Consider the following 21,965-nt stretch of genomic DNA (forward strand, 5'->3'; position numbering starts at 1 on the left):
TCAGGCGCCGATGTAGGCGGCCCGGACGGCTTCGTTGTTGAGCAGCGAATCGCGGTCGCCCTCGAGCGTGATGCGCCCGCGCTCGATCACGTAGGCGCGGTGCGCGATGGACAGCGCCGAGAAGGCGTTCTGCTCGGCCAGCAGCACGGTGGTACCGGCCTGGTTGATGCGCTGGATGACCTCGAACACCTGCTTGACCACCAGCGGCGCCAGGCCCAGCGAGGGCTCGTCGAGCAGCAGCACCTTGGGCCGGCCCAGCATCGCGCGGCCGATGGCCACCATCTGCTGCTGGCCGCCCGACAGCGAGCCGGCGGGGTCGTTCTGCTTCTTCTCGAGGATCGGGAACAGGCCGAAGACTTCGTCGATCGAGCGCCGGATGCCGGCCTTGTCGCCGCGGTGCACATAGGCGCCGAGCTCCAGGTTCTTGCGCACCGTCATCATCGGGAACAGCTTGCGGCCCTCGGGGCACTGCACCAGGCCGGCCTGCACGATCTGCGCGGTGCGCATGCCCGCGATCTCGCGCTCGGCCAGCCGGATGCTGCCGGCGCTGGGCTTGTGGATGCCGCTGGCCGCCATGAAGATCGAGGTCTTGCCCGCGCCGTTGGCGCCCAGCAGCACCACCAGCTCGCCCGCCTCGGCATGCAGCGTGAGGCCCTGCAGCGCGCGGAAGCTGCCGTAGTGCAGGTCGACGTTCTCAAACCGCAGCATGGTCGGCTCCCAGGTAGGCTTCGATCACCTGCGGATCGCGGCGGATCTCCGCGGGCGTGCCCTCGGCGATCTTGGCGCCGTTGTTCAGCACCACGATCTTGTCGGCCAGCCGCATGATCATGTCCATCTTGTGTTCGATCAGGCACACGGTCTTGCCGTGGTCGACCAGCTTGCGGATCAGCGCCGCCAGGCCGACGGTCTCCTCGGGGTTCACGCCACCCGCGGGTTCGTCCAGCAGCAGCAGTTCGGGGTCGGTCGCGAGCGCCAGCGCGAAGGCCACGCGCTTGCGCTCCTCCTGCGTGATGTCGGCCGCGATGCGGTGCGCCACGTGCGACAGCCCGACGAAGTCCAGCGCCTCGCGCGCCTTCTCGCGGCATAGGCGTTCTTCCTCCCGCAGCCGGCGCGAATTGACCAGCACGTCCCACAGCCCCGACCGCGTGCGCAGTCGGTGGCCCACGATCAGGTTGTCGAGCACGGTGGCGTTGTCGAACAGGTGCGTGCTCTGGAAGGTGCGCGCGATGCCCAGCCGTGCCACGTGGTCGGGCCGCAGCCCGGTCACGTCGCGCTCCTTGAACACGATGCGCCCCGAGGTCGGCGGGTGCGTGCCGGCCACCAGGTTGAAGAAGGTGGTCTTGCCCGCGCCGTTGGGCCCGATGATGGCGCTGACCTGGCCGCGCTCGAAGCGCGTCGTGACGTCGTCGACCGCGGTCAGGCCGAAGAACTGCTTGGTGAGGCCGGTGATCTCAAGCATGGGACGGGTCCTCCTTGGCCGGCGCTGCAGGGGGAGTTGCAGGGGCCGGCGCCAGCGCCGCCGCACGCCGCGCGCGGCGCTTGAGCCAGGTGCCGACCAGGCCGTCGGGCAGGAAGATGATCAGCGCGATCAGCACCGGCCCGAACACCACCATGCGGTAGTCCTGCAGGAACTGCAGGCTCTGCGTGAGGTAGGTCACCAGCAGCGTGCCCACCAGCGGCCCGAGCAGCGTGCCGACGCCGCCCACCAGCACGAACATCACCAGGTCGAAGGTCACGACCTCGCTCGCCAGGTCGGGCCCGAGAAAACGCACCTGGCCCGCATAGAGCGCGCCCGCGAAGCCCGCATAGACCACCGATAGCACGAAGGACAGGGTCTTGGTGCGCATCAGGTCGATGCCCAGCGCCTCGGCCAGCTCGTCGCTGTTGCGCACCGCCATGAAGCTGCGGCCCAGCAGCGAGCGCACGATGCGCGCCATGACCCAGATGCCCAGCACCAGGAAGGCCAGCACCAGGTAGTACTGCGACAGCGGCGTGCCGAACTGCACCGGCCCGAGGCCCGGCGGCGAAGGGATGCCCATGATGCCCACCGGCCCGTGCGTGAGGCTTTCCCACTTCTCGATCAGCAGGAACATGATGTAGCTCACGCAGAGCGTGAAGATCGAGAAGTAGTGGCCCTTCAGGCGCAGCGACAGCAGGCCCACGAAGAAGCCCAGCACCGCAGTCACGCCGCCCGCGAGCAGGAAGGCGATCCAGAACGGCACCTGGTGGTCGACCGTCAGGATGCCCACCGTGTACGCGCCCACCGCCATGAAGGCGCCGTGCGCGAGGTTGAACTGCCCCGTGTAGCCGGTGATCAGGTTCAGGCCCAGCGCGGCGATGGCCATGATGAAGGCCTGCGTCGCGACCGAGATCAGGTAGTTGTTCTGCGCGAACAGCGGGAACACCAGCGCCGCCAGCGCCAGCAGGGCCCAGCCGGTGCGGCCTTCGAACAGCCGGCTCATGCGCGCGCTCCCTTGGGCGTGAACAGGCCCTGCGGCCGGAACGACAGGATCACCACCAGCAGCACGAAGGCGATGATGTCCTTGTAGTCGGTGGAGAAGTAGAAGCCGCCGAAGCTCTCGGCCAGCCCGATGATCAGCCCGCCCACGATGGCGCCGGGGAAGCTGCCCATGCCGCCCAGGATGATGATCACGAAGGCCTTGGTGATCACCAGGTGGCCCATCGCCGGGTAGACCAGGTTGATCGGCGCGTACAGCACCGCGGCGATGGCCGCCAGCGCGCCCGAGATCGCGAACACCAGCAGCTTCACCCGCGTGGCGTCGATGCCCACCAGCGCCGCGCCCTGCGGGTTCTGCGCCATCGCGATGATGGTCGAGCCGGTCACCGTGCGGGTGAGGAACAGGTGCAGCACCGCCACCAGGCTGAAGGCGCCGACGATGATCAGCAGCCGCTGCAGCGGCGCGGTGAGGCCGAAGATCTCGACGATCTGGCCGTAGGGCGTGGGCATGCGGTGGAAGTCGGCGCCGAACATCGCCTGCGCCCCGGCCTCGAGGAACAGCAGGATGCCGATGGCCGCGATCATGTCGTGCAGCTCGGGCGCATTGCGCAGCGGGTGGAACACCAGCCGGTCGGCCAGCATCGCGATGGCCGCCACGATCACCGCCGCGCCGGCCATCGCCACCCAGTAGTTCAGGCCCAGCTTGACCATCAGGTAGTAGCCGGCGAAGGCGCCCGACATGTAGAACGCGCCGTGGGCGAAGTTCGGCACGTGCAGGATGCCGTAGACCAGCGTCAGGCCCAGGGCCACCAGGCTGTAGACCCCGCCGACCGTCAGGCCGTTGAGAAGTTGCTGAAAGAACAGTTCCACGTCGATCCCTCGCAAAAGACCCCGGGCCGTGCCGCGTCGTCGGCGGCACAGGGGCAAGCGAGGCATTGTGGGGACCGGGTCGGGGCCGGTCGACTGAGGTTTGCCCGCGGTACGGTCGCGTCTGCGACTTTCTACCGAAGGGTAGGTTCAGGCGGACGCCCCATGAAAAACGCGCCCGAAGGCGCGTCGTTCACGGAGCGGTCCGAAGGGGCTGGGGATCAGCCGCCCTTCTTGGCGCGCTTGCCGGGGTTCTTCTTGCTGCGCGTGGCGACGCCGCGTTCCAGGCTGACCTTCTGGCCGCCACCCATCTTGGGCAGGCTGAAGCCCGGCAGCGGGGTGGGGGCGGGGGTGGCAATGCGGTCTGCCTCGGTGCGAATTTTCTTGGGCATGGTAGCTCGGGATAAAAAAGGGTCGAAGGGCGTAATTAAGCCACATCGTCGAGCAGCCGTACCTTGACGGACTTGCCCTTGACACGGCCGGTGGACAGTTTGTGGGCCGCTTCGCGTGCAATGCGACGGTCGACAGCCACATAGGTGGAGAACTCGTTGACGTTGATCTTGCCCACCTGCTCCTTGGTGAAGCCGGCGTCGCCGGTGAGCGCGCCCAGCACGTCGCCGGCGCGGATCTTCTCCTTGCGGCCGCCGACGATCTGCAGCGTGGACATGGGCGGACGCAGCGGTTCGCCGGTGCCGGGCGTGAGTTCGGCCAGCGCATGCCAGTCGGATTCGCGGCCCTGCAGCTGCTCGATCTTGCCGACGCTGCCCATCTCGTCCATCGAGGCCAGGTTCAGCACCAGGCCTTCGGCGTCCGCGCGGCCGGTGCGGCCGATGCGGTGGATGTGGATCTCGGAATCGGGCGTCACGTCGACGTTGATCACGGCTTCGAGCTGGGCGATGTCCAGGCCGCGCGCGGCCACGTCGGTCGCCACCAGCACCGAGCAGGAGCGGTTGGAGAACTGCACCAGCACCTGGTCGCGCTCACGCTGCTCCAGCTCGCCGAACAGCGCCATCGCGCTGAAACCCTGCGCCTGCAGCACCGCGACCAGGTCGCGGCATTGCTGCTTGGTGTTGCAGAAAGCCAGCGTGCTCTGCGGGCGGAAGTGGTCGAGCAGCAGCGACACGGCGTGCAGGCGGTCGTTGTTCTTGACTTCGTACCAGCGCTGGACGATCTTGCCTTCCTCGTGCTGGGCCGCCACGGTGATCTGCTGCGGCGCCTTCATGAACTGCGCCGCCAGCTTGGCGATGCCTTCGGGATAGGTGGCCGAGAACAGCAGCGTCTGGCGCTCGGGCGGACACTGGCGCGCCACCGTCACGATGTCCTCGAAGAAGCCCATGTCCAGCATGCGGTCGGCTTCGTCGAGCACCAGCGTGTTGAGCGCCTCGAGGCTCAGGTTGCCGCGTTCGAGGTGGTCCATGATCCGGCCGGGCGTGCCGACCACGATGTGGGCGCCATGCTCGAGGCTGGCGTTCTGGCCGCGCAGGGCGACACCGCCGCACAGCGTGACGACCTTGATGTTCTCCTCGGCGCGCGCCAGCCGGCGGATCTCGGTCGTGACCTGGTCGGCCAGTTCGCGCGTGGGGCACAGCACCATTGCCTGCACCGCGAAGCGGCGCGGGTTGAGGTTGGCCAGCAGCGCGAGGGCGAAGGCCGCGGTCTTGCCGCTGCCGGTCTTGGCCTGGGCGATCAGGTCCTTGCCGAGCAGCGCCACGGGCAGGCTGGCCGCCTGGATGGGCGTCATCTGCAGATAGCCCAACTGCGTGAGGTTGGCGAGCGTCTGCGGCGCGAGCGGCAGCGAGCCGAAACCGGTGGCGGAACCTGTCACTGGGGTGCGTCTCTGGTCGTCGATCAACGGCGCGGTGCGCCGCCGTTGTTGGTGGGCGGCGGGCCGCGGCGTTCCAGGTGGCGGAAGGTGATCCGTCCCTTGGTCAGGTCGTAGGGCGAGAGCTCGAGCGACACCTTGTCGCCCGCCAGGATGCGGATGTGATGCTTGCGCATCTTGCCGCCGCTGTAGGCGATCAATTGGTGACCGTTGTCGAGCGTCACGCGGTAGCGCGAGTCGGGCAGGACTTCCGTCACTGCGCCGTTCATTTCGATCAGTTCTTCCTTGGCCATGAATTACCTCTGAAAAGTTGTCGTGATGATGATGGGAAAAGCCGTGTGCCGCTCAGGCGGCGCAATGCATTGGAGTGTGCTGCGGGACGGTGCGTTCACGCACCCAGCCCAGCCCCTGGTCGACCGCGTAGCGCAGCGCGGCGCCGTGGCTCGAGAAATGGGGGGTGAAGCGCATGACGCGGTCGTGCATGCCGCTGCCGCGGCCCGAGCGGATCGACACGGACGCGGCGAAGCGACCGTCGTCCAGGTTCTTGATGAGCGGCGAGACGAGGTACTTGCCCACCGCCACGCTGTGTTGAATGATGTCCATGAAAGCCTTCGCGCATTGCGACGCCGCAATACGCTGAAAATAATTGAAAACGGGCGCGGGCCGGCCGCTGGAGGCTTCAAAAAAAGCACCCGGGGACGCAGACAGCGCGAAATTCGCTTCAACAGGAACGAAGGCAGTGGTGGCAATCATGGGCGCCCGGTCTGGCGCTCCAACACACTGTATTGGGCCGGCTTGAAAGTGAGGCGCCTGGCGATCCGGCAGGTCAGCCGGCAGGATGACGAAGTGCTTCGTCGTGGTATCGAAACGAACCGCACATTCTACCCGATCTGGCACAAGTGTTGCTAATTGGCGTGACAACAGCACGACATCAGCCGAGGCCGAGCATCTGCCGGTTGGCCGCCCGGTCCACCCCGCCGGCGGCGAAATCGTCGAAGGCGCGGTCGGCCACGCGGATGATGTGGTCGGCGATGAAGGGCGCGCCTTCGCGGGCGCCGTCCTCGGGGTGCTTGATGCAGCATTCCCACTCCAGCACCGCCCAGCCTTCGAAGTCGTAGGTGGCCATCTTCGAGAAGATGGCGCCGAAATCGACCTGGCCGTCGCCCAGCGAGCGGAAGCGCCCGGCGCGGTTCACCCAGGACTGGAAGCCGCCGTAGACGCCCTGCTTGCCGCTCGGGTTGAACTCGGCGTCCTTGACGTGGAAGGCCTTGATGCGCTCGTGGTAATGGTCGATGTAGGCCAGGTAGTCGAGCTGCTGCAGCAGGAAATGGCTCGGATCGTAGAGCAGGCAGGCGCGCGGATGCTGGCCCACGCGCTCGAGGAACATCTCGTAGCTCACGCCGTCGTGCAGGTCCTCGCCCGGGTGCACTTCGTAACAGACGTCCACGCCCACGTCGTCGAAGGCATTGAGGATCGGCAGCCAGCGCCGGCCGAGCTCGTCGAAGGCCTCGTCGATCAGGCCCGGCGGCCGCGGCGGCCAGGAATACAGGTAGGGCCAGGCCAGCGCGCCCGAGAAGGTGGCGTGGGTCTTCAGGCCCAGCCGCGCCGAGGCCCGGGCCGCCAGCATCAGCTGCTCGACCGCCCACTGCTGGCGCGCCACCGGGTTGCCGCGCACCTCGGGCGCCGCGAAGCCGTCGAAGCCGGCGTCGTAGGCCGGGTGCACCGCCACCAGCTGGCCCTGCAGGTGGGTCGACAACTCGGTGATCTGCAGGCCGTGCCGGGCCAGCGTGCCCAGCACCTCGTCGCAGTAGGCCTGGCTCTCGGCGGCCTTCTTGAGGTCGAATAGGCGCGCGTCCCAGCTGGGGATCTGCACGCCCTTGTAGCCCAGGCCCGCGGCCCAGCCGGCGATGGCGTCGAGCGAGTTGAACGGGGCCGTGTCGCCGGCGAACTGGGCCAGGAAGATGCCCGGGCCTTGGATGGTCTTCATCGTGGTGTCCTCAGTGGAGCGGTCTGCATGGCGCGAAAGCATATAGGCATGTCGTCCGACTGGCCTGCGCGGCCGCGTGGCGCCACAATGGCTTTCCGTCTCTGTCCGCCGCGCCGCCCGCGGCCACCGCCATGCCTCAGAACGTTGCCGGTCGATTGAAGATCGGCCTCTCCGCCTGCTTCCAGCACGCCGACCCTTCGCGTTCCCTGTTCACCAACAAGACCCTGCAGTACGTCGAGCAGTCGATCGCGCACTGGCTGATGTCCGCCGGCGCCATGGTGGTGATGGTGCCCTGCCCGACCGGCGAGACCGCGCGCGGCGACACCAAGCTGTCGCACTACGCCGAGTGGCTCGACGGCGTGGTGATGCACGGCGGCGCCGACGTCTGGCCCGGCAGCTACGGCGAGGTGCCGATGCGCGACGCCTGGGTCGGCGACCGCATCCGCGACCTCTACGACCTGGCGCTGGTCGAGGCCTTCGAGCAGGCCGGCAAGCCGATCTTCGGCGTCTGCCGAGGCCTGCAGCTGATCAACGTGGCCTTCGGCGGCACGCTGTTCCAGGACATCGAGACCCAGCACCCCAACGCGCTGCGCCACCGCGACCCGGAAAGCTACGACCAGAACTTCCACGACATCGTGCTGGTCGAGGGCTCGCAGCTCTCGCGCATGTACCCGGGTGTGCAGCACGCGCGGGTCAACAGCATCCACCACCAGGGCATCAAGGACCTGGCGCCGGGTTTCGAGGTCGAGGCCTGGAGCTACCCCGACCGCGTGCCCGAGGCGATCCGCCGCGTGAGCGGCCGGGCCGGCCGCGGCTACATCGCCGCCACCCAGTGGCACCCCGAGTTCCACAAGGCCGGCAGCACCATCAGCACGGTCGACGACACGGCCATCCTCAACGACTTCCTCGGCGCCTGCGCCGCGGCCCGCGTGCAGCCGCACCGGCCGCACCGCAGCGCGCCCGGCAAGATCCGCGACCGCGCGGCGCGCATGCTGCGCCAGGCGCTGCTGCGGCGCTGAATCCGCCGCTCAGGCCGGCGCGCGCAGCAGGTGCTTGAGCAGCTTGCCGGTGGCGGTGCGCGGCAGCGTCTCGCGCACTTCGTAGACGCGCGGGATCTTGTAGCGCGCCAGCCGGGGTTCGAGGAATGCGCCGAGCGCCTGCGCCTCGAGCGTGCAGCCGGGGCGCGCCACCAGCACCGCCGTCACCGTCTCGCCCCATTCGGGGTGCGGGCGGCCGATCACGGCCACGTCCTGCACCTCGGGGTGGGCGGCCAGCGCGTCCTCCACTTCCTTCGAGTAGACGTTCTCGCCGCCGGTGATGATCATGTCGCGCAGCCGGTCGACGATGAACAGGAAGCCGTCTTCGTCGATGCGCGCCAGGTCGCCGGTGCGGTACCAGCCCTGGGCGTCGAAGGCCTCGGTCGTGGCCTGCGGGTTGTCAAGGTAGCCCTGCATCACGGCCGGTGAGCGCAGGTGGATCTCGCCCACCTCGCCCGCCGCGCAGCGCCGGCCGTCCGGGTGGCGCACTTCCACCGCCACCCCGGGCACGCCCGCACGGCCGATGGAGCCGGCCTTGGCGATTGCGTCCTCCGGGTACAGCACCGTGCCCAGCGGGCCCGATTCGGTCATGCCGTAGACCTGCACGAAGCGGTCGCTGCGGTAGCCCTGCGCCAGCTTGCGCGCCATGTTGGCGCCCAGCGGGCCGCCGCCGTAGGCCCACAGGCGCATCGCGCTGAAGTCGTAGCCGGCCACGTCGGGCACCACCGACAGCGGCGCGAGGAAGGCGATCGGCGCGCCGAAGGTGAAGCTGATGCGCTCGGCCGCCAGCGTGTCGAGGAAGGCCTTGGGCGCGTACTCGCGCAGCAGCACCACGGTGCCGCCCATCAGCAGCGTGCCCAGCAGCCAGTTGTTGAGCGGCGACGAGTGCCAGACCGGCATCGCGATCAGCGTGCGCTCGTTGCGCGACAGCGCCATGCCGGCGGCCGTGCACACCGCCGCCATGAACACGTTGCGGTGGCTGTGCAGACAGCCCTTGGGCTTGCCGGTGGTGCCCGAGGTGTAGAGGATCTGGGCCGGCGTGTCGGCGGCCGGCGGTGCCGCGTCGGCCAGCGGCGCGGCCTGCGTCAGCAGCTCCTCGAACAGCGGCAGGCCCTCGGCGGCCTGTGCGGTGGCGAGCCAGTCGCAGCGGTGCGCCACGCGCGCGGCCTGCGGCGCCAGCGTGCCGTCGACCAGGCACAGCCGGGCGCCCGAATGGGCCAGCAGATGGTCGATCTCGGGCGGCTGCAGCTTGTGGTTGACCGGCACCACCGCCGCGCCCAGGCGCCAGGCGCCGAACATCGCGATGACGAAGCCCGGCGTGTTGAAGCACAGCAGCGCCACTCTGTCGCCCGGGCCGATGCCCTGGGCGCGCAGCACGGTCGCCGCGCGGCGGGTGAGCTCGGCCAGCTCGGCGTAGGTCCAGGCGCGGCCGTTGTGCCGCAGCGCTTCGCGCTCGGGCTGGACCAGGGCGTGCTGGTCGAGGAGGGAAACGAAATCCATCGGTGTCGCCTCGTTCTTCAGTGCCAGGCCGCGCGCACCAGCGCGCCGGGGTCGCTCGTGCCGGCGCTGATGCCGGTGACCGGGCCCCAGTCGGGGTCGAAGCGGCTGGACACGAAGGCGGCCGCGGCCTCGGCGCTCGCGTGCTGCAGCATCAGGCTGGCCTGCGTGGCGCGCACCAGTCGCTGGGTGAAGCGGCGCGCCTGGCGCTCCAGTTCCTGCGGCGGCAGCTGCACCATGCGGCGCAGCGCCTCGAGCTCGGCCAGCAGACGCGGCTCGCCGGCCGCGATGCCCTGCAGCTGTTCGAGCACCAGCTGCACGTCGTCGGGGTTGCGCGAAACGGCGCGCAGCACGTCCAGGCACATCACGTTGCCCGAGCCTTCCCAGATCGAGTTGACCGGCGCTTCGCGGAACAGGCGCCCCATCGGGCCGTCTTCCACGTAGCCGTTGCCGCCGAAGACTTCCATCGCCTCGCCGGTCAGCGCCACCGCGCGCTTGCAGTTCCAGAACTTGGCGGCCGGCGTGAGCAGCCGGCGCCAGGCCGTGTCCAGCGGCGCGGCCGAGCCGAAGCGCGAGGCCAGCTCCATCGCCAGCAGCGTGGCGCTCTCGGATTCGAGCGCCATGTCGGCCAGCAGCTCGGTCATCACCGGCTGGTCGACCAGCGCCTTGCCGAAGGCGTAGCGGTGGCTCGCGTAGTGCGCGGCCTGCGTGAAGGCCTGCCGCATGAAGCCCGCGCTGGACAGCGCGCAGTCGAGCCGGGTCACGGTCGCCATCTCGATGATGGTCGGGATGCCGCGGCCCTCGTCGCCCACGCGCACGCCCCAGGCCTCCTTGAACTCGACCTCGCTGCTGGAGTTGGAGCGGTTGCCGACCTTGTCCTTCAAGCGCTGGATGTGGATCGCGTTCTTGCTGCCGTCGGGCCGCCAGCGCGGCACGAAGAAGCACGACGACCCGTGCTCGTCGGTCTTGGCCAGCACCAGGTGGCCGTCGCACATCGGCGCCGAGAAGAACCACTTGTGGCCGGTGATCAGGAACTCGTCGCCCCATGGACCGCTGCCGGCGGGCACGGCGCGCGTGGTGTTGCTGCGCACGTCGCTGCCGCCCTGCTTCTCGGTCATGCCCATGCCGACCGTCATCGAGGTCTTGCCCTCGAGCGGGATGTCGCGCGCATCGTGTTCGTTCGAGGCCAGCTTGGCGCGCAGGTCGGCGTACAGCGCGGCGTTGCGGCGCATCACCGGGATGCAGGCCTTGGTCATGGTGGTCGGGCAGGTCGAGCCCGACTCGATCTGGCTGTGCATGTAGAGCGAGGCGCCGTAGCCCACCCAGGCCGAGGGCCGCTCGTCGAAGAAGGGCAGGTTGGCGATGCCGTTGCGCCGGGCGATGGCCATCATGGTGTGCCAGGCCGGGTGGAACTGCACCTGGTCGATGCGCTCGCCGATGCGTGAGTGCGTGTGCAGCTCGGGTTCGTGGCGGTTGGCGTCCTCCGCGGCGCGCAGCGTGGCTTCGGCGCCGTACTCGGCCCCCTGGCGCACCAGCTCGTCGTCGCGCCAGCCCGCGCCGCCACGCGCGACCGCGGCGCGCAGCGCGGGGTCGCGCGTGTAGAGGTTGTAGTCCTTGAGTTCGGGAACCTGGTTGTCGGGGTGGATGCCGGTGGTGCTCATGGTCTTGTCTCCAGTGTCGGGAAAGGTTTCAGGTGGCTGCGCGCTCGCGCAGCACCAGCGTCTGGGTGGCGAGGCCGATCGGGCCACGCTCGTCGTACAGGTCGGACACGACCAGGCCGACGCCTTCGCCGTGCGCCTCGGTGGCCGAGCGCAGGCCGACCCATTCGCCCTCGGGCGCGCGGAACAGGTTCAGGCTCATGTTGGCGTTGGTGAACAGGAAGCGATCGGCCGGCAGCACCCAGCTCAGGCCGTTGCCGCAGTCGGCCGCCGCCGCGGCGCGCATGGCGGGCGAGGTGGGCACGTCCTGCACCAGCGGCAGCGCGAGGCGGAACCACGCGGCCGCCGGGCCCGGCCGGCTGGCATCGCCTTGCGCCATGCGCGATTCCAGCGCGGTCTGGTGGAACGAAATGCCGTCGGGCATGCCCGGGATGCGCACGCTGTCGCGGCAGTCCCGGGGCAAGGGTCGCAAGGGGGGTGACGATGCGTCCGGCAGATCGGCCGGCAGCGCCAGCGGCTGCCGGGCCAGCAGCAGCGCATGCGCGCGCGCCACGCACACCTCGCCCGCCAGCAGCTCGATGCCCACGCGCACCGTGGCGCGCGAGGCCTGCACCTGGGTGCGCGTGACCAGCGGCGCCACCGGCACCGGCCGGACCAGCTCCACCGTGAGCCGCGCGAGCTGCCAGCCGGGCCCGGGCGCGGCGCGCTCGGCCACATGCGCGAGCAGGCCGCAGGGCGCGCCGCCGTGCTGGGCGCGCGGGTCCCAGGGGCCGCGCGACAGCGCGCTGGGCTGCCAGGCGTCGCCCGCGCCGGTGTAGACGGCGGTGCGCGAATCCTCGGGGGCGGTGTCAGTGGGGGTCATTGCAGAATGCCTTGGATGTCTCCAAAAATTCTAGGAACAACCGGGCCCCAAGGTGTTCGGGTTCGGCGCCGATGACCAGCGCCCGCGCACCGGCCGCCGCGCCCAGGAGAAAGCCGCGCCAGTCCCGCGCGCGCCACACCTCGCAGGCCCTGCAGGAAGCCTTTGTTCGGCTTTGGGTCGAGAAGGGCTATGCCGCGGTCACCATCCGCGAGATCGTGGCCGTGGCGGGCACGGGCCTCGGCAGCTTCTACGAGTACTTCGAGAACAAGGAGGACCTGGCGCGCGTGTGCCTGCACCTGCGCTCCAAGGCGCTGCTGCTGGCCATGCGCACGGCCGTCACCGCGCAGGCGGGCCGGCCGCTGCGCGAGATCGTCGATGCGGTCATCGATTCGCAGGTCGAGGCCCACCGCGAGCAGCCGCTGGCCTGGGGCGCGCACTACCTGCTCGAGCGCCACCTCTCGGGCCCGGAGGCCTATCGCAAGATGTACGACCGCTTCGTGACGGAATGGGTGGGCGCGCTCGAGGCCGCGTCGGACCTCGCGCCCGACTGCCGGAAGAAGGAAGCGGCCCGCGTGAGCCAGACCATCCTCTACGGCCTGATGGCGCATGCGCACATCGGCACCGGCGGCCGGCCGGACCTGCCGGCGCTGTCACGGCAGCTGCGCGGCGCGCTGCACGGCTACCTGGCCGGCGCGGCCTGAACGGGAAGCGGCAGCGCTACTTCTTCTGCTCGTAGCGGCTCACGCCGGCATCGATGGTGCCGAAGGCCTCGACGCCGCTGCGCGGGCTGCCCGCGGTCGGGCCGTCGACACGGCGGTCGCCCGCGGAAGGCAGGCCGCCGCAGGCCGAGGCGAGCGCCGCCGCGGCGAGCAGCACGGGGACGAGAAAGGGGCGCGGGGAAAGAGGCACGGGCGGCTCCAAGAGGGGCGATCGAACGCCCCACTGTAGGGGCTGCGCGCGGGGGTGCGGTAACACCCCGTACGCGCCTCCGGTCAGCTGCCTGCCGTGAGGTGCTTGCCCACGATGCCGGCCAGTTCGAACATCGTCACCTGGTCCTTGCCGAAGACGGGCTTGAGCTTGGCGTCGGCGTTGATCGCGCGCTTGTTGGCCGCGTCCTGCAGGCCGTTGGCCTTGATGTAGTCCCAGAGCTTCTTGATCACCTCGGTGCGCGCCACCGGTTCGGCGCCGATCACCGCGGCCAGCGCGTCGCTGGGCTTGAGGCCCGCGCCCGGCTTGCGCGGGGCCTTGGGCGTGGCCGCCTTCTTGGCGGCCGGCGTCTTCGCCGCGGCGGTCTTCTTGGCCGCGACCTTCTTCGCCGGCGCCGCCTTGGAGAAGGTCTTGCGCGCGGGGAACTTGCTGCCGCCTTCGCGCGGCGCGAACTCGAAGGTCACCTTGCCCTCGTCCTTGTTCCAGACCAGGAAGGCCTTGAAGGCGCGGCGCGTGCGCATCGAGACGAACTTGTCGAGCAGGTCGGTCTTGCCGGTGGCCAGCAGCTTCTCCATCTGCGCGCGTTCCACCGGCTGGGTCAGGATCACCTTGCCGGTCTTGAAGGTGCAGCTCGGCGTCGGCTGGCCTTCGGTGGGCACCGACTTCTCGCAGACATAGTTCGAGCCGTGCTCGAACACCGGCGCGCCGCAGACGGGGCAGGGGCCGACCGTGTCCTGCTGGCTGAAGTCGACGATCTCGCCGCTCTCGCCGTCCTTGTCGTCGCCGAAGTCGAACTCCAGCTTCCAGTTCTTGGTTTCTTCCTCGTCGTACTTGAGGATGATCTCGGCCGTGAAGGGCCAGCCGGCCTTGGAGCGGAAGCCTTCCAGCGGGCCGATGTGCTTGTCGCGCACCAGCGCCTCGGCCTCGACCACTTCGAAGGTGCGTCCGGCCGGCGACTTGCCGAAGGAGAAGCCGCAGGGCTCGGCACCCGGCTTGCCGGTGCAGCTGTAGCGGCGGTAGTTCTCCTTCACCACGCCGCCGCAGTTGGGACAGGGCGTAGCCAGCGTGGCGTAGTCGCCGGGCACGGTGTCGCGGTCGTATTCCTTGGCCTTCTTGACGATGTGCTGCGTCATCTCGGCGATCTCGCGCATGAAGTCGGTGCGGCTCAGCGCGCCCTTCTCCATCTGCGCCAGCTTGTATTCCCACTCGCCGGTGAGCTCGGCCTTGGACAGTTCCTCCACGCCCAGGCCGCGCAGCAGCGTCATCAGCTGGAAGGCCTTGGCGGTCGGGATCAGCTCGCGGCCTTCGCGCAGCATGTACTTCTCGGCGATCAGGCCTTCGATGGTGGCGGCGCGCGTGGCGGGCGTGCCCAGGCCCTTCTCCTGCATGGCCTCGCGCAGCTCGTCGTCGTCGATGGTCTTGCCCGCGCCTTCCATCGCGCCCAGCAGCGTGGCTTCGGAATAGCGCGCGGGCGGACGGGTCTTGAGCGCCTTGGGGTCGACCGATTCGGTCTTCACGACCTCGCCGGGTTTCACCAGCACCAGGTTCTTGCCGTCCTTCTCGTCGTCCTCGCTCACGGCCTCCTTGCCCCAGATCGCGAGCCAGCCCGGCTTGACCAGCACCTTGCCGTCGCTGCGGAAGGGGTACTTCTTGCCATTGGTCTCGACCGTGCTGATGCGGGTCGTGACCTGGAATTCGGCGCTCGGGAAGAACACCGACAGGAAGCGGCGCACCACGAAGTCGTAGAGCTTCTGTTCGGCCTCGCTCAGGCCGCTCGGGGCCTGCAGCGTCGGGATGATGGCGAAGTGATCCGACACCTTGGCGTTGTCGAAGATGCGCTTGTTGGGCTTGACGTAGCTGCCGTCGACCGCCTGCTTCGCAAACGGGGCGAGGTGCTTCATGCCGCTGTCGGCCAGCATCTTCATCGTGTCCTTGACCACCGGCAGGTAGTCCTCGGGCAGCGCGCGCGAGTCGGTCCGCGGGTAGGTCAGCGCCTTGTGGCGTTCGTAGAGGCTCTGGGCCAGCGCCAGCGTGGTCTTGGCCGAGAAGCCGAAGCGGCCGTTGGCCTCGCGCTGCAGCGAGGTCAGGTCGAACAGCGCGGGCGACGCCTGGGTGGTCGGCTTCGATTCCTCGGTGACGGTGGCGGGCTTGCCGCGCGCCGCGTCGGCGATCTCGCGCGCCTCGCGTTCATTCCACACGCGGTCGGCGCGCAGCTCGGGGTCGGCCACGCCGTCGGGGCCCGGCGGCGGCTTCTTGAAGCTGGCGTCGAACCACTTGCCCGGGTACTGGCCGGCCTCGGCCTGGAAGGCGCCGTGGATTTCCCAGTAGTCGCGGCTCACGAACTTGCGGATCTTCTCCTCGCGCTCCACCACCACCGACAGCGTGGGTGTCTGCACCCGGCCCACGGTGGTGAGGAAGAAGCCGCCGTCGCGCGAGTTGAAGGCGGTCATGGCGCGCGTGCCGTTGATGCCCACCAGCCAGTCGGCCTCGGAGCGCGAACGCGCCGCGTCGGCCAGGCCCTGCATCTGCTGCTCGGTGCGCAGCGAGGCGAAGCCGTCTCGGATCGCCTGCGGCGTCATCGACTGCAGCCAGAGCCGGCGCACCGGCTTGTTGAGCGGCGCCTTGCCGCCTGCGTACTGCTCGATCAGCCGGAAGATCAGCTCGCCCTCGCGGCCCGCGTCGCAGGCGTTGATGAGCTGCGTCACGTCCTTGCGCTTGGCCTGCTTCACGACGGCGTTGAGGCGCGTCTTGGTCTTGTCGACCGGCTTGAGGTCGAAGTGGGGCGGGATCACGGGCAGGTTGGCGAAGCTCCACTTGCCGCGCTTGACGTCGAATTCCTCCGGCGCCTGGATCTCGACCAGGTGGCCGACGGCGCTGGTCACGACGTATTGCTCGCTCTCGAAGTATTCGTCGTAGCGTTCGAACTTGCCGGCCGTGGGCGTGAGGGCGCGGACGATGTCCTGCGCCACCGACGGTTTCTCTGCAATTACCAGTGTCTTCATAAGTCCAGCATTCAAAAAATGGGGCGAGGCGGTCCCGGGCTGCCGGTCGGCGGCCCGCGGTCCCCTCGGACGGCAGCCATGGCGTGCAGTGTGCAACGCGAGTGCGCCCTACAATCGGCGGCTCTCGCGTGCGCACGCACGCGCATGTGTGTGCATATTCAAACTATCAGACTTCGGCGATGCCTTCAAAAATCCCCTCGATCCCAGGCCGCCGCATCCAGACCCGCCGCTCGGGCGTCCACGGCAAGGGCGTGTTCGCCGTGCAGGACATCGCCAAGGGCGACACGCTGATCGAATACAAGGGCGAGGTGATCACCTGGAAGGAGGCCCTGCGCCGCCATCCGCACGATCCGGCCCAGCCCAACCACACCTTCTACTTCCACGTCGACGACAAGCGCGTGATCGACGGCAAGGTCGACGGCAACGCCGCCAAGTGGATCAACCATGCCTGCGATCCGAACTGCGAGGCCGACGAGATCGAGGGCCGCATCTTCATCAAGGCGCTGCGCGACATCCCGGCCGGCGAGGAGCTCAACTACGACTACGGCCTGATGATCGACCTGCCGTACACGCCCGAGCTGCTGGCCGAGTTCCCCTGCTGGTGCGGCGCCGAGACCTGCCGCGGCACGCTGCTCACGCCCAAGGACGAGGACGACGAGAAGAAGGCGCGCAAGGCGAAGAAGAAGGCCCGCAAGGCCAAGGCCGAGAAGAAGGCGGCCAAGGCGGAGAAGCTCGAAAAGGCCGAGAAGGCCGAAAAGAAGAAACGCAAGAAGGCCAAGGCCGCCGATTGAGGATGCCCGCGATGCAGCAGCCCAGCGCCTGGTTCGAGGACGAGATCACCGCCGCCGTGGCGCCGCGGCTGCCGGGCTTCGGCGTCGAGGTGGTGGCCGAGATCGATTCGACCAGCACCGAGCTCATGCGCCGGGCGCGCCAGGGCAGCGTCGCCCCGGTGCTGCTGGTGGCGCTGCGCCAGACCGCCGGGCGCGGCCGGCTCGGCCGGCCCTGGCAGAGCGCGCAGCTGTCCTCGCTGACCTTTTCCCTGGGCCTGCCGCTGGCGCCGCGCGACTGGTCGGGCCTGTCGCTGGCCGTGGGCGTGAGCGTGGCCGAGAGCCTGGACCCGGGCGGCGCCGCGGGCCTGCAGCTCAAGTGGCCCAACGACCTCTGGCGCGAGGACCGCAAGCTCGGCGGCATCCTGATCGAGACCGCGTTGCCGCAGTCCGAGTCCGCGCAGCGCTACCTGGTGATCGGCATCGGCCTGAACCTGGGCCCGCGCGAGGCCGAGGGCCTGAACACGCCGCCGGCCTGGATCGGCGAATGGCGGCCCGAGGCCAGCGCGGGCGAACTGCTGCGCGCCGTGGTGCCGCCGCTGGTCGACACCGTGCAGGCCTTTGCCGAACGCGGCTTCGCACCCTTCGCCGAGCGCTTCGCCCAGCGCGACACGCTGCGCGGGCGCGAAGTGCAGCTCAGCGACGGCACCGCCGGGCTCTGCGACGGCGTGGGCTGGGGCGGCGAGCTGCGGGTGCAGACCGCGGCCGGCCTGCAGGTCATCAGCAGTTCCGAAGTCAGCGTGCGGCCTCGCGTCCGCGCGGGCGCCTGAGCATGCGCGGCAGCGCTCGCTTCGTCCTCCTGGTGCTGGTGCTGGCCAACCTCGGCTATTTCGCCTGGAGCCGGGGCAGTTTCGCGGCCCTGGGCTTCCAGCCGGCCGGCTTCGGCGAAGCCGAGCCGCACCGCCTCGAACTGCAGGTGCGGCCCGAGCTGCTGCAGATCCGCCAGGCGCCCTGATCCGCCGGCCCGCCGCGGCGGCGGCTACTTCTCCTCGAGTTCGAAGCGCACGCTGAAGCGCGTGCCGGGCGGATGCTGGTCCGGATGCGCATCTTCCAGCCGCACGCTGGCGCCATGCTGGCGCGCGATCTCGCGCACGATCGGCAGGCCCAGGCCCGAGCCGTCGGCTTCGTTGCCCAGCACGCGGTAGAAGGGCTCGAACACCAGCTCGCGGTCGGCCTCGGCGATGCCCGGCCCGTTGTCCTCCACCTGCAGCACCACCACCCGGCCGAAGGGGTCGGCCAGCACGCGCGCGGTGATCATGCCCGCGTGGTCGGGCGGCGAGGGTGTGTAGTTGAGCGCGTTGTCGACCAGGTTGCGCACCAGCTCCTTGAGCAGTGTCGGGTTGCCCTGCAGCGTCACGCCCGGCGTGCCGGCCTCGGCGCCGTCGTAGCCCAGGTCGATGCGCCGCTCGATGGCGCGCGGCACGGCTTCGCGCACCACCTCGATGGTCAGGCGCGCGAGGTCGCAGGCCTGGCGGCCCAGCGTGGCGCTGCTGCCCTCGGCGCGCGCCAGCGACAGCAGCTGGTTGACCGTGTGGGTGGCGCGCACGCTGGCGCGGCCGATCTGCTTGAGCGACTGCTTGAGCTCTTCGGCGTTGGCGCCTTCGCGCTGCGCCAGGTCGGCCTGCATGCGCAGCCCGGCCAGCGGCGTCTTGAGCTGGTGCGCGGCATCGGCCAGGAAGCGCTTCTGCGTGGCGATCGAATCGTGCAGCTTGTTGAGCAGTTCGTTGACCGAAGACACCAGCGGGATCACCTCCAGCGGCACGCCCGATTCGTCGAGCGGGCTCAGGTCGTCGGGCCGGCGCTCGCGGATGCGCGCCTCCACCACCGACAGCGGCTTGATGCCGCGCACCAGCGCCAGCCAGATCAGCAACACCGCCAGCGGCAGGATGGCGAACTGCGGCAGCAGCACGCCCTTGATGATCTCGGTGGCCAGCACCGACTGCTTCTCGCGCGTCTCGGCCACCTGCACCAGCGCATGCGGCGCCTCGGGCGTGGCGCCCGGCACCCACAGCGAGCCGATGCGCACCGCCTTGCCGCGCATGGTGGCGTCGTGCAGGTAGACCATGCCGGTGGTCGGCAGCTCGTCGGAGTGCGGCGGCGGCACGTCGCGCTCGCCGCTCAGCAGCTGGCCGCGGCCATCGAGCACCTGGTAGTAGACGACGTCAGTGTCGTCGCCGCTCAGGATGTCGCGCGCGGCCTGCGGCAGGGGGAACTGGATGCGGCCGTCCTGCACCACCAGCAGCCGGGCCAGCGTGCGCACGTTGTTCTCCAGCGCGCGGTCGAAGGGCGCGTTGGCGATGCCCTGCGCCACCAGCCAGGTGACGCCGATGCTCACCGGCACCAGCAGCAGCAGCGGCGTGAGCATCCAGTCGAGGATCTCGCCGAACAGCGAGCGCTGGGCGCGCTGGAAGAGCTTCACGCCCGCCCCCCGGCTCGACGGGCGGAGGGGGCGACGGTCACTGCGCGAAGGTGCATCAGGGGGTGATTTTCTCGAGGCAATAACCCAGGCCGCGCACCGTCGCGATGCGGATCGGGCCCTTCTCGATCTTCTTGCGCAGGCGGTGGATGTAGACCTCGATGGCGTTGATGCTGACTTCCTCACCCCACTCGCACAGCCGCTCGACCAGCTGGTCCTTGCTGACCAGCCGGCCGGCGCGCTGCAGCAGCACCTCGAGCAGGCCCAGCTCGCGGGCCGAGAGTTCGATCATCTTGCCGTCGATGGTGGCGACGCGGCCGGCCTGGTCGTAGACCAGCGGGCCGTGCTTGATCGCGTTGCTGGTGGTGCCCATGCCGCGCCGCGTGAGGGCACGCACGCGGGCCTCGAGTTCCTGCAGGCTGAAGGGCTTGGCCATGTAGTCGTCGGCACCATGGTCCAGGCCCTTGACGCGTTCCTCCACGCTGTCGGCCGCGGTGAGCACCAGCACCGGCAGCTGCGAGCCGCGCGCGCGCAGCCGCTTGAGGATTTCCAGGCCGTGCAGGTTGGGCAGGCCCAGGTCGAGGATCAGCAGGTCGAACTCGCTGTTGGTCATCAGCGCGGCGTCGGCCTGCGAGCCGGTGGCCACGCGGTCCACGGCCGCGCCCGAGGTGCGCAGGCTGCGCAGCAGGGCATCGGCCAGCACCTGGTCGTCTTCCGCAATCAGAATCCGCATGAGCCACCTCCGGCTTGTGGGGCGCGTCGTCGCGCTTTTTTACTCGTCTCCGCGGCGGATTCTAGGCGTGGGCCCGCCGGCGACCCTTGCGCTGGCGCAGCTTTTCGCCGATCAGCCGGCGTAGGCTTCGAGGCCGATCGTGACCACGGTGGCGATCTCCTTGCCCACGCTGGCGCGGAACTCCGCCTCCGCCTGCGCCACGGCCCGGCGGAAGGCCTCGAGCCAGGCCAGGCCATCGGCCGTGAAGCGCACCCGCCGCGCCCGCGCATCCAGCGGATCGGCTTCGCGCGTGACCAGGCCCCAGGCCTCGCACTGGTCGACCAGCGTGCCCATCGCCTGCTTGCTCATGCCGGCGCGCTCGGCCAGCTCGGTCAGGCGCGAACCGCCGCGCCCCAGGTGCCGCGTGATGTGGATGTGGGCCGCGCTGACTTGCGCGCGCGCCGCGAGGTTCGACAAGGCCAGCGGCACCTCGGCGTCGTGCGCCATCAGCGCCAGCACGCGCTCGTCGAAACGCCGCATCGCATGGCCCAGCAGCCGGCCCAGGTGGGTCTGGCGCCAGGCGTCGGGGTCGGCCGCGAAGGGGTGGTCGCTCATGCCTTTAATTGTAAGGTAAACTGACCAAAAAGTGGGTTGCCTTGAAAGTACTGGCCGCTACACTACTGTTCAAGCATCCAGCCTGTCATTAAAAGCAGCGGGATGAAAAACCCAACAACCCGTTGATATTCAAGGAGATTTCTCATGGACGCACTCGTCAAGGGCAGCAGCATCTCGGTGGCCGGCAGCGAAAAGGCCAAGGCCCTGCAAGCCGCGCTCGCGCAGATCGAAAAGCAGTTCGGCAAGGGCACGATCATGCGGCTGGGCGAGGGCGAGGCCCTGGAGGACGTGCAGGTGGTCTCCACCGGTTCGCTGGGCCTGGACATCGCGCTGGGCGTCGGCGGCCTGCCGCGCGGCCGCGTGATCGAGATCTACGGTCCTGAATCCTCGGGCAAGACCACGCTCACGCTGCAGGTCATCGCCCAGATGCAGAAGCAGGCCGGCACCTGCGCCTTCGTCGACGCCGAGCATGCGCTCGACGTGCAGTACGCGCAGAAGCTGGGCGTCAACCTGTCCGACCTGCTGATCAGCCAGCCCGACACTGGCGAGCAGGCGCTCGAGATCGTCGACTCGCTGGTGCGCTCGGGCGCGGTCGACCTGATCGTGGTCGACTCGGTGGCCGCGCTCACGCCCCGCGCCGAAATCGAAGGCGACATGGGCGACTCGCTGCCCGGCCTGCAGGCCCGCCTGATGAGCCAGGCGCTGCGCAAGCTGACCTCGAGCATCAAGAAGACCAACTGCATGGTCATCTTCATCAACCAGATCCGGATGAAGATCGGCGTGATGTTCGGCTCGCCCGAAACCACCACCGGCGGCAACGCGCTGAAGTTCTACGCCTCGGTGCGGCTGGACATCCGCCGCATCGGCACCATCAAGAAGGGCGAAGAGGCGATCGGCAACGAGACCAAGGTTAAGGTGGTCAAGAACAAGGTCAGCCCGCCCTTCAAGACGGCCGAGTTCGACATCCTGTTCGGCGAGGGCATCAGCCGCGAAGGCGAGATCATCGACATGGGCGTGACCGCCAAGATCGTCGACAAGTCGGGCGCCTGGTACGCCTACAACGGCGAGAAGATCGGCCAGGGCCGCGACAACGCGCGCGAATTCCTGCGCGAGAACCCGACGCTGTCGCGCGAGATCGAGAACAAGGTGCGCGAGTCGCTGGGCATCCCGCTGCTGGCGGCCGATGCCGGCTCGGAAGCGGCCGAAGCCGAAGCCAAGGCCAAGGCCAAGGCCGACGCCAAGGCGGCCAAGCAACAGCCGCAGGCCTGATCGGGATGC

23 protein-coding genes are annotated in these 21,965 nt (G+C 69.4%); 6 read left to right on the forward strand and 17 right to left on the reverse strand.

Features of this window, described 5'->3' with window-relative positions; all coding sequences use genetic code 11:
- The 9 genes from A9977_RS30930 to A9977_RS30970 form a co-directional block, all read right to left on the reverse strand.
- Entirely contained in the window at nt 1-708 is a 708-nt protein-coding gene (locus A9977_RS30930; protein WP_183028631.1) for an ABC transporter ATP-binding protein, read from the reverse strand.
- Complete coding sequence (locus tag A9977_RS30935) at nt 695-1,459, reverse strand: ABC transporter ATP-binding protein (protein WP_183028632.1); 765 nt, start codon at nt 1,457-1,459, stop codon at nt 695-697. The genes A9977_RS30930 and A9977_RS30935 overlap by 14 nt, the downstream gene beginning before the upstream one ends.
- Nucleotides 1,452-2,462 carry a branched-chain amino acid ABC transporter permease gene (locus A9977_RS30940; RefSeq protein WP_183028633.1) on the reverse strand — a complete coding sequence of 337 codons (1,011 nt, stop codon included), beginning with the start codon at nt 2,460-2,462 and terminating at the stop codon, nt 1,452-1,454. Before A9977_RS30940 ends, A9977_RS30935 begins: the two co-directional genes overlap by 8 nt.
- Nucleotides 2,459-3,328 (reverse strand): branched-chain amino acid ABC transporter permease, encoded by an 870-nt coding sequence (locus A9977_RS30945; protein WP_183028634.1) that lies wholly within the window; start codon nt 3,326-3,328, stop codon nt 2,459-2,461. The genes A9977_RS30940 and A9977_RS30945 overlap by 4 nt, the downstream gene beginning before the upstream one ends.
- A 218-nt stretch (nt 3,329-3,546) precedes the next feature.
- Entirely contained in the window at nt 3,547-3,717 is a 171-nt protein-coding gene (locus tag A9977_RS30950; RefSeq protein ID WP_183028635.1) for a hypothetical protein, read from the reverse strand.
- 35 nt (nt 3,718-3,752) lie between these two features.
- A complete protein-coding gene (gene dbpA, locus A9977_RS30955; protein WP_286555340.1) occupies nt 3,753-5,150 on the reverse strand; it encodes an ATP-dependent RNA helicase DbpA in 1,398 nt (465 codons plus the stop codon).
- Nucleotides 5,151-5,173: 23 nt separating this feature from the next.
- Nucleotides 5,174-5,440, reverse strand: coding sequence for a translation initiation factor IF-1 (gene infA / locus A9977_RS30960; protein WP_183028637.1), 267 nt, complete (start codon nt 5,438-5,440; stop codon nt 5,174-5,176).
- A 52-nt stretch (nt 5,441-5,492) separates the two neighbouring features.
- On the reverse strand, nt 5,493-5,750 hold the full coding sequence (locus tag A9977_RS30965; RefSeq protein ID WP_183028733.1) for a hypothetical protein: 258 nt from the start codon (nt 5,748-5,750) through the stop codon (nt 5,493-5,495).
- A 328-nt stretch (nt 5,751-6,078) separates the two neighbouring features.
- Nucleotides 6,079-7,134 carry a sugar phosphate isomerase/epimerase gene (locus A9977_RS30970; RefSeq protein ID WP_183028638.1) on the reverse strand — a complete coding sequence of 352 codons (1,056 nt, stop codon included), beginning with the start codon at nt 7,132-7,134 and terminating at the stop codon, nt 6,079-6,081.
- 131 nt (nt 7,135-7,265) lie between these two features.
- Here A9977_RS30970 and A9977_RS30975 point away from each other — a divergent pair, with 131 nt between their 5' ends.
- The gene (locus tag A9977_RS30975; RefSeq protein WP_183028639.1) at nt 7,266-8,153 is read left to right on the forward strand and encodes a gamma-glutamyl-gamma-aminobutyrate hydrolase family protein; all 888 of its coding nucleotides are present in this window, start codon (nt 7,266-7,268) and stop codon (nt 8,151-8,153) included.
- A gap of 9 nt (nt 8,154-8,162) precedes the next feature.
- On the opposite strand, the gene A9977_RS30980 is transcribed toward A9977_RS30975, so the two are convergent.
- From A9977_RS30980 to A9977_RS30990, 3 genes are read right to left on the reverse strand one after another with little or no spacing between them, the layout of a single operon-like run.
- Nucleotides 8,163-9,671 (reverse strand): class I adenylate-forming enzyme family protein, encoded by a 1,509-nt coding sequence (locus A9977_RS30980; protein ID WP_183028640.1) that lies wholly within the window; start codon nt 9,669-9,671, stop codon nt 8,163-8,165.
- A 17-nt stretch (nt 9,672-9,688) separates the two neighbouring features.
- The gene (locus A9977_RS30985) at nt 9,689-11,329 is read right to left on the reverse strand and encodes an acyl-CoA dehydrogenase family protein (RefSeq protein WP_183028641.1); all 1,641 of its coding nucleotides are present in this window, start codon (nt 11,327-11,329) and stop codon (nt 9,689-9,691) included.
- Between the two features lie 28 nt (nt 11,330-11,357).
- Complete coding sequence (locus A9977_RS30990; RefSeq protein ID WP_183028642.1) at nt 11,358-12,188, reverse strand: thioesterase family protein; 831 nt, start codon at nt 12,186-12,188, stop codon at nt 11,358-11,360.
- 71 nt (nt 12,189-12,259) lie between these two features.
- On the opposite strand from A9977_RS30990, the gene A9977_RS30995 reads away from it, so the two are divergent.
- Nucleotides 12,260-12,889 (forward strand): TetR/AcrR family transcriptional regulator, encoded by a 630-nt coding sequence (locus tag A9977_RS30995; RefSeq protein ID WP_183028643.1) that lies wholly within the window; start codon nt 12,260-12,262, stop codon nt 12,887-12,889.
- 16 nt (nt 12,890-12,905) lie between these two features.
- Here the strand turns inward: A9977_RS30995 and A9977_RS31000 are convergent, their stop codons facing one another.
- Both A9977_RS31000 and A9977_RS31005 read right to left on the reverse strand, forming a co-directional pair.
- Entirely contained in the window at nt 12,906-13,097 is a 192-nt protein-coding gene (locus tag A9977_RS31000; protein WP_183028644.1) for a hypothetical protein, read from the reverse strand.
- A gap of 83 nt (nt 13,098-13,180) precedes the next feature.
- A complete protein-coding gene (locus tag A9977_RS31005; RefSeq protein WP_183028645.1) occupies nt 13,181-16,117 on the reverse strand; it encodes a DNA topoisomerase III in 2,937 nt (978 codons plus the stop codon).
- 179 nt (nt 16,118-16,296) lie between these two features.
- Between A9977_RS31005 and A9977_RS31010 the strand changes: the two genes are divergently transcribed.
- Genes A9977_RS31010 through A9977_RS31020 form a run of 3 tightly spaced genes read left to right on the forward strand, consistent with a single transcriptional unit; the run spans nt 16,297 to nt 17,899 of the window.
- Nucleotides 16,297-16,908, forward strand: a complete 612-nt coding sequence (locus tag A9977_RS31010) for an SET domain-containing protein (RefSeq protein WP_183028646.1) — start codon at nt 16,297-16,299, stop codon at nt 16,906-16,908.
- An 11-nt stretch (nt 16,909-16,919) separates the two neighbouring features.
- Entirely contained in the window at nt 16,920-17,714 is a 795-nt protein-coding gene (locus A9977_RS31015; protein WP_183028647.1) for a biotin--[acetyl-CoA-carboxylase] ligase, read from the forward strand.
- 2 nt (nt 17,715-17,716) lie between these two features.
- Entirely contained in the window at nt 17,717-17,899 is a 183-nt protein-coding gene (locus A9977_RS31020) for a sporulation protein (protein WP_183028648.1), read from the forward strand.
- A 24-nt stretch (nt 17,900-17,923) separates the two neighbouring features.
- Here the strand turns inward: A9977_RS31020 and A9977_RS31025 are convergent, their stop codons facing one another.
- The 3 genes from A9977_RS31025 to A9977_RS31035 all read right to left on the reverse strand — a co-directional run bounded on the left by A9977_RS31025 (nt 17,924) and on the right by A9977_RS31035 (nt 20,687).
- Nucleotides 17,924-19,363: a sensor histidine kinase gene (locus A9977_RS31025; protein WP_183028649.1), complete on the reverse strand. Its 1,440-nt coding sequence runs from the start codon at nt 19,361-19,363 to the stop codon at nt 17,924-17,926.
- Nucleotides 19,364-19,418: 55 nt separating this feature from the next.
- A complete protein-coding gene (locus tag A9977_RS31030; protein WP_183028650.1) occupies nt 19,419-20,093 on the reverse strand; it encodes a response regulator transcription factor in 675 nt (224 codons plus the stop codon).
- A gap of 111 nt (nt 20,094-20,204) precedes the next feature.
- The gene (locus tag A9977_RS31035; RefSeq protein WP_183028651.1) at nt 20,205-20,687 is read right to left on the reverse strand and encodes a MarR family winged helix-turn-helix transcriptional regulator; all 483 of its coding nucleotides are present in this window, start codon (nt 20,685-20,687) and stop codon (nt 20,205-20,207) included.
- Nucleotides 20,688-20,831: 144 nt separating this feature from the next.
- On the opposite strand from A9977_RS31035, the gene recA reads away from it, so the two are divergent.
- Nucleotides 20,832-21,956 (forward strand): recombinase RecA, encoded by a 1,125-nt coding sequence (gene recA, locus A9977_RS31040; RefSeq protein WP_183028652.1) that lies wholly within the window; start codon nt 20,832-20,834, stop codon nt 21,954-21,956.
- Nucleotides 21,957-21,965: the final 9 nt, after the last annotated feature.

Origin of the sequence: Variovorax sp. UMC13 (assembly GCF_014170375.1) — a bacterium.
GTDB lineage: Bacteria > Pseudomonadota > Gammaproteobacteria > Burkholderiales > Burkholderiaceae_C > Variovorax.

Coding starts and splice junctions, on each gene's coding strand:
- A9977_RS30930 (WP_183028631.1), bottom strand. CDS start 708: ATGCTGCGGTTTGAGAACGTCGACCTGCACTACGGCAGCTTCCGCGCG.
- A9977_RS30935 (WP_183028632.1), bottom strand. CDS start 1,459: ATGCTTGAGATCACCGGCCTCACCAAGCAGTTCTTCGGCCTGACCGCG.
- A9977_RS30940 (WP_183028633.1), bottom strand. CDS start 2,462: ATGAGCCGGCTGTTCGAAGGCCGCACCGGCTGGGCCCTGCTGGCGCTG.
- A9977_RS30950 (WP_183028635.1), bottom strand. CDS start 3,717: ATGCCCAAGAAAATTCGCACCGAGGCAGACCGCATTGCCACCCCCGCC.
- infA (WP_183028637.1), bottom strand. CDS start 5,440: ATGGCCAAGGAAGAACTGATCGAAATGAACGGCGCAGTGACGGAAGTC.
- A9977_RS30965 (WP_183028733.1), bottom strand. CDS start 5,750: ATGGACATCATTCAACACAGCGTGGCGGTGGGCAAGTACCTCGTCTCG.
- A9977_RS30970 (WP_183028638.1), bottom strand. CDS start 7,134: ATGAAGACCATCCAAGGCCCGGGCATCTTCCTGGCCCAGTTCGCCGGC.
- A9977_RS30975 (WP_183028639.1), top strand. CDS start 7,266: ATGCCTCAGAACGTTGCCGGTCGATTGAAGATCGGCCTCTCCGCCTGC.
- A9977_RS30980 (WP_183028640.1), bottom strand. CDS start 9,671: ATGGATTTCGTTTCCCTCCTCGACCAGCACGCCCTGGTCCAGCCCGAG.
- A9977_RS30985 (WP_183028641.1), bottom strand. CDS start 11,329: ATGAGCACCACCGGCATCCACCCCGACAACCAGGTTCCCGAACTCAAG.
- A9977_RS30990 (WP_183028642.1), bottom strand. CDS start 12,188: ATGACCCCCACTGACACCGCCCCCGAGGATTCGCGCACCGCCGTCTAC.
- A9977_RS30995 (WP_183028643.1), top strand. CDS start 12,260: ATGACCAGCGCCCGCGCACCGGCCGCCGCGCCCAGGAGAAAGCCGCGC.
- A9977_RS31005 (WP_183028645.1), bottom strand. CDS start 16,117: ATGAAGACACTGGTAATTGCAGAGAAACCGTCGGTGGCGCAGGACATC.
- A9977_RS31010 (WP_183028646.1), top strand. CDS start 16,297: ATGCCTTCAAAAATCCCCTCGATCCCAGGCCGCCGCATCCAGACCCGC.
- A9977_RS31015 (WP_183028647.1), top strand. CDS start 16,920: ATGCAGCAGCCCAGCGCCTGGTTCGAGGACGAGATCACCGCCGCCGTG.
- A9977_RS31020 (WP_183028648.1), top strand. CDS start 17,717: ATGCGCGGCAGCGCTCGCTTCGTCCTCCTGGTGCTGGTGCTGGCCAAC.
- A9977_RS31030 (WP_183028650.1), bottom strand. CDS start 20,093: ATGCGGATTCTGATTGCGGAAGACGACCAGGTGCTGGCCGATGCCCTG.
- A9977_RS31035 (WP_183028651.1), bottom strand. CDS start 20,687: ATGAGCGACCACCCCTTCGCGGCCGACCCCGACGCCTGGCGCCAGACC.
- recA (WP_183028652.1), top strand. CDS start 20,832: ATGGACGCACTCGTCAAGGGCAGCAGCATCTCGGTGGCCGGCAGCGAA.